Here is a 6,354-nt window from a genome sequence, read left to right on the forward strand (position 1 = left end):
GCGGGCGCGCCGACAGAGTAAATGAGGAAAGCATGAGCAAGCAGATTCTGATTCTCCCAGGTGACGGTATTGGCCCGGAAATCATGGCCGAGGCGGTCAAGGTTCTGACTCTCGCCAACACCAAGTACAGCCTGGACTTCGAGCTGAGCCACGATGTGATTGGTGGCGCGGCCATCGATCGGCATGGTGTGCCATTGGCCGATGAAACCCTGGACCGTGCCCGGGCTGCCGACGCCGTGCTGCTGGGCGCCGTGGGTGGCCCGAAATGGGACAAGATCGAGCGCGATATTCGTCCTGAACGCGGCCTGCTGAAAATCCGTGCGCAATTGGGCCTGTTCGGCAACCTGCGTCCGGCGATTCTTTACCCGCAACTGGCCGATGCTTCGAGCCTGAAGCCAGAAATCGTTTCCGGTCTGGACATCCTCATCGTTCGCGAGCTGACCGGCGGCATCTACTTCGGCGCCCCCCGTGGCACCCGTGAGCTGGAAAATGGCGAGCGCCAGGCCTACGACACTCTGCCTTACAGTGAGAGCGAAATCCGCCGTATTGCCCGGGTCGGTTTCGACATGGCGCGGGTGCGTGGCAAGAAGCTCTGCTCGGTGGACAAGGCCAACGTCCTGGCTTCCAGCCAGCTGTGGCGCGAAGTGGTCGAGCAAGTGGCCAAGGACTACCCGGATGTCGAGCTGAGCCATATGTATGTCGACAACGCCGCCATGCAGCTGGTGCGTGCGCCGAAGCAGTTCGACGTGATCGTCACCGACAATCTGTTCGGCGACATTCTCTCCGATGAGGCCTCGATGCTGACCGGCTCCATCGGCATGCTGCCGTCGGCGTCTCTGGATGCCAACAACAAGGGCATGTACGAACCTTGCCACGGCTCGGCGCCGGACATTGCCGGGCAAGGCATTGCCAACCCGCTGGCGACCATTCTCTCGGTGTCGATGATGCTGCGTTACAGCTTCAACCTGAACGAGGCGGCGGACGCCATCGAACAGGCCGTGAGCCGGGTGCTGGATCAGGGCTTGCGCACCGGTGACATCTGGTCGGCAGGTTGCACCAAAGTCGGTACGCAGGAAATGGGCGATGCAGTAGTCGCCGCGCTGCGGAATCTGTAATCTTTCGGGCCCACTGCACAGACAGTGGCCCACTTTTGTATAGGTGTAGTTGCGATGAAACGTGTAGGTCTGATCGGTTGGCGCGGTATGGTCGGTTCCGTGCTCATGCAGCGGATGCTGGAAGAGCAGGACTTCGATCTTATTGAACCGGTGTTTTTCACCACTTCCAATGTGGGTGGCCAGGGGCCGTCGGTGGGCAAGGATATTGCTCCGCTGAAGGACGCCTACAGCATTGAAGAGTTGAAAACCCTCGACGTGATTCTGACCTGCCAGGGCGGCGACTACACCAGTGAAGTCTTCCCCAAGCTGCGCGAAGCCGGCTGGCAGGGTTACTGGATCGACGCGGCCTCCAGCCTGCGCATGCAGGATGATGCGGTGATCGTCCTGGACCCGGTGAACCGCCGGGTCATCGACCAGCAACTGGATGCCGGGACCAAGAACTACATCGGCGGCAACTGCACCGTCAGCCTGATGCTGATGGGCCTGGGTGGCCTGTTCGAAGCCGGCCTGGTGGAGTGGATGAGTGCCATGACCTACCAGGCAGCATCCGGCGCTGGCGCGCAGAACATGCGTGAACTGATCAAGCAGATGGGCGCTACCCACGCTGCGGTCGCTGATCAACTGGCCGATCCGGCCAGCGCCATCCTCGACATCGATCGCCGCGTGGCTGAAGCCATGCGCAGCGATGCCTACCCGACCGAAAACTTCGGCGTGCCACTGGCTGGCAGCCTGATTCCCTGGATCGACAAGGAGCTGCCCAACGGCCAGAGCCGTGAAGAGTGGAAGGCCCAGGCCGAGACCAACAAGATTCTCGGTCGCTTCAAGAGCCCGATCCCGGTGGACGGCATCTGCGTACGTATCGGCGCGATGCGCTGCCACAGCCAGGCGCTGACCATCAAGCTCAACAAAGACGTGCCTATTGCCGATATCGAAGGGCTGATCAGCCAGCACAACCCGTGGGTCAAGCTGGTGCCGAACCAGCGTGATATCAGCATGCAGGAGCTGAGCCCAACCAAGGTCACTGGCACCCTGAACGTCCCGGTGGGCCGTCTGCGCAAGCTGAACATGGGCTCGCAGTTCCTTGGTGCGTTCACCGTTGGCGACCAACTGTTGTGGGGTGCGGCCGAACCGCTGCGCCGCATGCTGCGGATCTTGCTGGAGCGTTGATCGCTTGAGCGTCTGAAAGAACCCGCACCTTGTACAAGGTGCGGGTTTTTTTATACCTGTTGCCGGCGTCGGGCTTGCCCGCGAATTGCCTCGTTACCCCGTGCCGGGTAAAGTGCCGCTCCCCCCGTTCCGCCTGAGGTAGCACCATGACCCCGTCCTTTGATATTGCCGTGATCGGTGCCACCGGTACTGTCGGCGAAACCCTGGTGCAGATTCTTGAAGAGCGTGATTTTCCAGTTGCCAACCTGCACCTGTTGGCCAGTAGCGAGTCGGCCGGTCACTCTGTGCCGTTTCGCGGCAAGAACGTCCGGGTCCGTGAAGTCGACGAGTTCGACTTCAGCAAGGTCCAGCTGGCGTTTTTCGCCGCGGGCCCGGCGGTAACCCTGAGCTTCGCGCCCCGCGCCAGCGCAGCCAACTGCGCAGTGATCGATCTTTCGGGAGCCTTGCCCTCGGCCCAGGCGCCGAATGTCGTGCCTGAAGCCAATGCCCAGGTACTGGCCGGCTTGAAAAGGCCGGTGCAACTGAGCAGCCCGAGTGCCTCGGCCACGGCGCTGGCGGTGGCGCTTGCGCCATTGCAGGGCTTGCTGGATATCCAACGGGTCAACCTGACCGCCAGCCTGGCGATTTCCAGCCAGGGCCGCGAAGCCGTCAGCGAGCTGGCCCGGCAGACCGCTGAGTTGCTGAATGTGCGTCCGCTGGAGCCGCGTTTCTTCGATCGCCAGGTGGCTTTCAATCTGCTGGCCCAAGTAGGTACGCCGGATGCCCAGGGCCATACCTTGCTGGAAAAACGCCTGGTCAGAGAGTTGCGCGAGGTATTGGAGCAGCCTTTATTAAAGATTTCTGTCACTTGCATTCAAGCGCCGGTGTTTTTTGGCGATAGCTATAGCGTGACTCTGCAGTCAGCGGGGGTGGTCGATTTGGCGGCGGTCAATGCGGCGTTGGAGGCGGCGCCTGGCCTGGAATTGGTGGAAGCGGGTGATTATCCGACCGCCGTGGGTGACGCTGTGGGCCAGGATGTAGTCTATGTGGGGCGGGTTCGTGGCGGGGTCGATGATCCGGCGGAGCTGAATCTGTGGTTGACCTCGGACAACGTCCGCAAAGGCGCGGCGTTGAACGCTGTGCAGTTGGCTGAATTGTTGATAAAAGACCTGCTGTAAAAGATACTTGGCAACAATTCGCAGAATGAATCTAGCTGGGCGCTATGCTTGGCAAGTTGCTGTAGGTGAGTGGCCGTCAGGTGCTCCCGGGGCATGCAGGAATTAATCGCGCGTGGTGGTCGTTCATGACCCTGCGCAGTGCCTTAATGGCAGCCGCTACAAAACCTTCTCGCTGGCCGAGGAACGTTCAAACAAAGGATGAGGCTATGGTTCAAGTTCGCAAACTGGTGTTAGCAATAGCGGCCGCCTCGGCGCTGTCCTCCGGTATGGCGCAGGCGCTTGGGCTTGGGGAGCTGACCCTGAAGTCGAGTCTGAACCAGCCTCTGGTAGCAGAAATCGAACTGCTTGATGTCAAGGACCTCACGGCTGCCGAAGTGGTGCCGAGCCTGGCTCCGGCAGACGAGTTCGCCAAGGCTGGCGTTGATCGCCAGGCTTTTCTCAATGACTTGAGCTTTACCCCTGTTCTGGTTCCTGGCGGCAAGAGTGTGCTGCGGGTGACCTCAAGCCAGCCGCTGTCGGAGCCGATGGTCAAGTTCCTGGTCCAGGTGATGTGGCCCAACGGCCGCCTGCTGCGCGACTACAGCGTGCTGTTGGATCCTTCGAAATTTTCCCCGCAAGCCGCTGCCGCTGCTGCTCAGGCTGCGCCGGTTAGTGGTCCGGCGGTGAATACCCCGACCACCGCTGCCAGCAAAGTGAGCAAGCCTGCGCAGTACACCACTGCGAAGCGTGACACGCTCTGGGAGATTGCCGCCAAGAACCGTAATGGTGCTTCGATCCAGCAGACGATGTTGGCGATCCAGGCGTTGAATCCGGATGCGTTCATCGATGGCAACATCAATCGGCTGAAGACTGGCAGGGTTTTGCGTCTGCCTGACGTAGTGCAAAGCACAGCGTTGCCGCAGCCCAAGGCGATTGCCGAAGTTGCTGCGCAGAATGCTGCCTGGCGTCAGGGGCGTCGTGGCGGCGCTCGTGGTCAGCAACAAGTGGATGCGACCCGGCGTGCCGGTGCTGACAAAGCGCCAAAACAGGTCAATACCAAGGACAGTCTGAGCCTGGTTTCTGCGGAGAACGGCAAGGCTCGTGGCAAGGGCGCCGCGGGAGACAGCAAGGCGCTGAACAACAAGCTGGCAGTGACTCAGGAAAGCCTGGACACGACCCGTCGTGACAACGCTGAGCTCAAAGAGCGCATGGCGGATCTGCAAAGCCAATTGGACAAGCTGCAGCGCCTGATCGAATTGAAGAACAACCAGTTGGCCAAACTGCAGGCCGATGGCACGAGTGCCACAGCGTCTGCAGCGGCGATGCCAGCGGAGCTGGTGGCCAAGCCTGAGGCGCCGGTTGCGGCTCCCGCGGCTCCGGTCAGCGAGCCGGCGGCCAGCCCGGCGCCGGAAGTTGTGGCTGCCAAGACTGACGAAGACAAGTACGGTGATCTGCTGACCAATCCGCTCCTGTTGGGGTTGGTGGGTGGTGGCTCGGTATTGGTCCTGCTGCTGTTTTTGCTCTTGCTGGCCCGTCGCCGCAAGGCTCGGCAGGAAGCGGAAAAGCATTTGCGCATGGCTCGGGCGCTGTCGGAGGAAAGTGATTTCACCGAGGAAATGGACCTGCCGGAAGCTAGTTTCGAAGGTCTTGAGGTTCCGCCGCCAAGCGTCAAACTCGCTCCAGCTCCAGCTCCAGCTCCAGCTCCAGCTCCAGCTCCAGCTCCAGCACCGGCTCCGGTGGTTGTGCCAGTGCCTGCAGCTCCGGTTGAGCGAGCGGCCGATGTACTGGGCCAGGCTCAGAACCACATCGACGGCGGCCGCCTGAATCAGGCTGCGGCCCTTCTTGAGGAAGGGATCAAGCTGGAGCCTCAGCGCAGCGATCTGCGTCTCAAGCTGATGGAGGTTTACGCGCACCAGGGTGATCGCAGTGCCTTTGTTGCCCAGGAGCGGCAGTTGGTGGCCAATGGCGATAACCATGCCCAGGTCGAGCAGCTGAAAAGCCGCTTCCCGGCGATGGTCGCGGTAGCGGCGGTAGCGGGCCTGGCGACGGCGGCGGTGGCCGCTGAGATGGATGCCCAGTACGTCAAGGAGCTGCTGCTGGATGAGCCGGAAACTTCGGAGCCAGTTGCACCTGTGGAAGGCCTGGATGCGGATTTCGATCTGAGCCTGGATGATCTGGAGGCTGCCTCACCGGCGGTGCTGACGGCCGAGCCTGAAGCAGAGCTTGAAGATTTTCCGCTGGATGATGACCTGAGCTTCGGCTCGGTGTTGGAGCAGCAGGTGGCGCCAGAGGAAAGCCTGGACGATCTGGGTGATTTCGACCTGGACCTGGGGGCTGACCTGCCGGTGGCGGCTGCGAGCGATGACGATTTCCTGCTGAGCCTCGACGACGATCTCAAGGACTTGCCGGTTGGCGATGTGCCGACCGTTACCGAAGCGGCCTTGGATGACCTGGACCTGTCGGCGGATTTCGATCTGTCCCTGGCTGACGAGATGGATGCTGCGGCAGAGCCCAAGGATGCCTTCGCTTCCGAGTTGGATGATGTTAACGCCGAACTCGATCGCCTGGCCCAGAGCCTTGACCAGCCGGAGCCAGCGGCGCCGACTTTCACCGCTGAAGATGCTGCTGCGTCCCCTGAGGAGGCCGACTTCGACTTCCTCTCCGGTAGTGATGAGGTGGCCACCAAGCTCGATCTGGCCCAGGCCTATATCGATATGGGTGACAGCGATGGCGCGCGGGACATCCTCGGTGAAGTGTTGAGTGAAGGTAGCGACGGGCAGAAGAACGAAGCTCAAGAGATGCTTACACGTCTGGCCTGAGGCGACTCGGTCGCTTGAACGGAACGGCAGCCGATGAGGCTGCCGTTTTTGTTTCTGCAGGTTTTGGCGCTGTTCAGACCAGCAGGTCTTCGTAAAAGGCGCCGAAAGGGCGGGTAG

Annotated in this window: 4 protein-coding genes; all 4 read left to right on the forward strand. The window is 61.2% G+C overall.

What is annotated here, in order from left to right; translation table 11 throughout:
• The first annotated feature begins 32 nt into the window (after positions 1-32).
• The 4 genes from leuB to GV819_RS29705 all read left to right on the forward strand — a co-directional run bounded on the left by leuB (position 33) and on the right by GV819_RS29705 (position 6,237).
• Entirely contained in the window at positions 33-1,115 is a 1,083-nt protein-coding gene (leuB, locus tag GV819_RS29690) for a 3-isopropylmalate dehydrogenase (RefSeq protein WP_161759594.1), read from the forward strand.
• Between the two features lie 54 nt (positions 1,116-1,169).
• Complete coding sequence (asd, locus tag GV819_RS29695; RefSeq protein ID WP_161759595.1) at positions 1,170-2,282, forward strand: aspartate-semialdehyde dehydrogenase; 1,113 nt, start codon at positions 1,170-1,172, stop codon at positions 2,280-2,282.
• A 146-nt stretch (positions 2,283-2,428) separates the two neighbouring features.
• Entirely contained in the window at positions 2,429-3,439 is a 1,011-nt protein-coding gene (locus tag GV819_RS29700; RefSeq protein WP_161759596.1) for an aspartate-semialdehyde dehydrogenase, read from the forward strand.
• Positions 3,440-3,645: 206 nt separating this feature from the next.
• A complete protein-coding gene (locus tag GV819_RS29705) occupies positions 3,646-6,237 on the forward strand; it encodes a FimV family protein (RefSeq protein ID WP_161759597.1) in 2,592 nt (863 codons plus the stop codon).
• The last annotated feature ends 117 nt before the right edge of the window (positions 6,238-6,354 follow it).

Origin of the sequence: Pseudomonas sp. Fl5BN2 (assembly GCF_009908205.1) — a bacterium.
Lineage (GTDB): Bacteria > Pseudomonadota > Gammaproteobacteria > Pseudomonadales > Pseudomonadaceae > Aquipseudomonas.

Coding starts and splice junctions, on each gene's coding strand:
- leuB (WP_161759594.1), top strand. CDS start 33: ATGAGCAAGCAGATTCTGATTCTCCCAGGTGACGGTATTGGCCCGGAA.
- asd (WP_161759595.1), top strand. CDS start 1,170: ATGAAACGTGTAGGTCTGATCGGTTGGCGCGGTATGGTCGGTTCCGTG.
- GV819_RS29700 (WP_161759596.1), top strand. CDS start 2,429: ATGACCCCGTCCTTTGATATTGCCGTGATCGGTGCCACCGGTACTGTC.
- GV819_RS29705 (WP_161759597.1), top strand. CDS start 3,646: ATGGTTCAAGTTCGCAAACTGGTGTTAGCAATAGCGGCCGCCTCGGCG.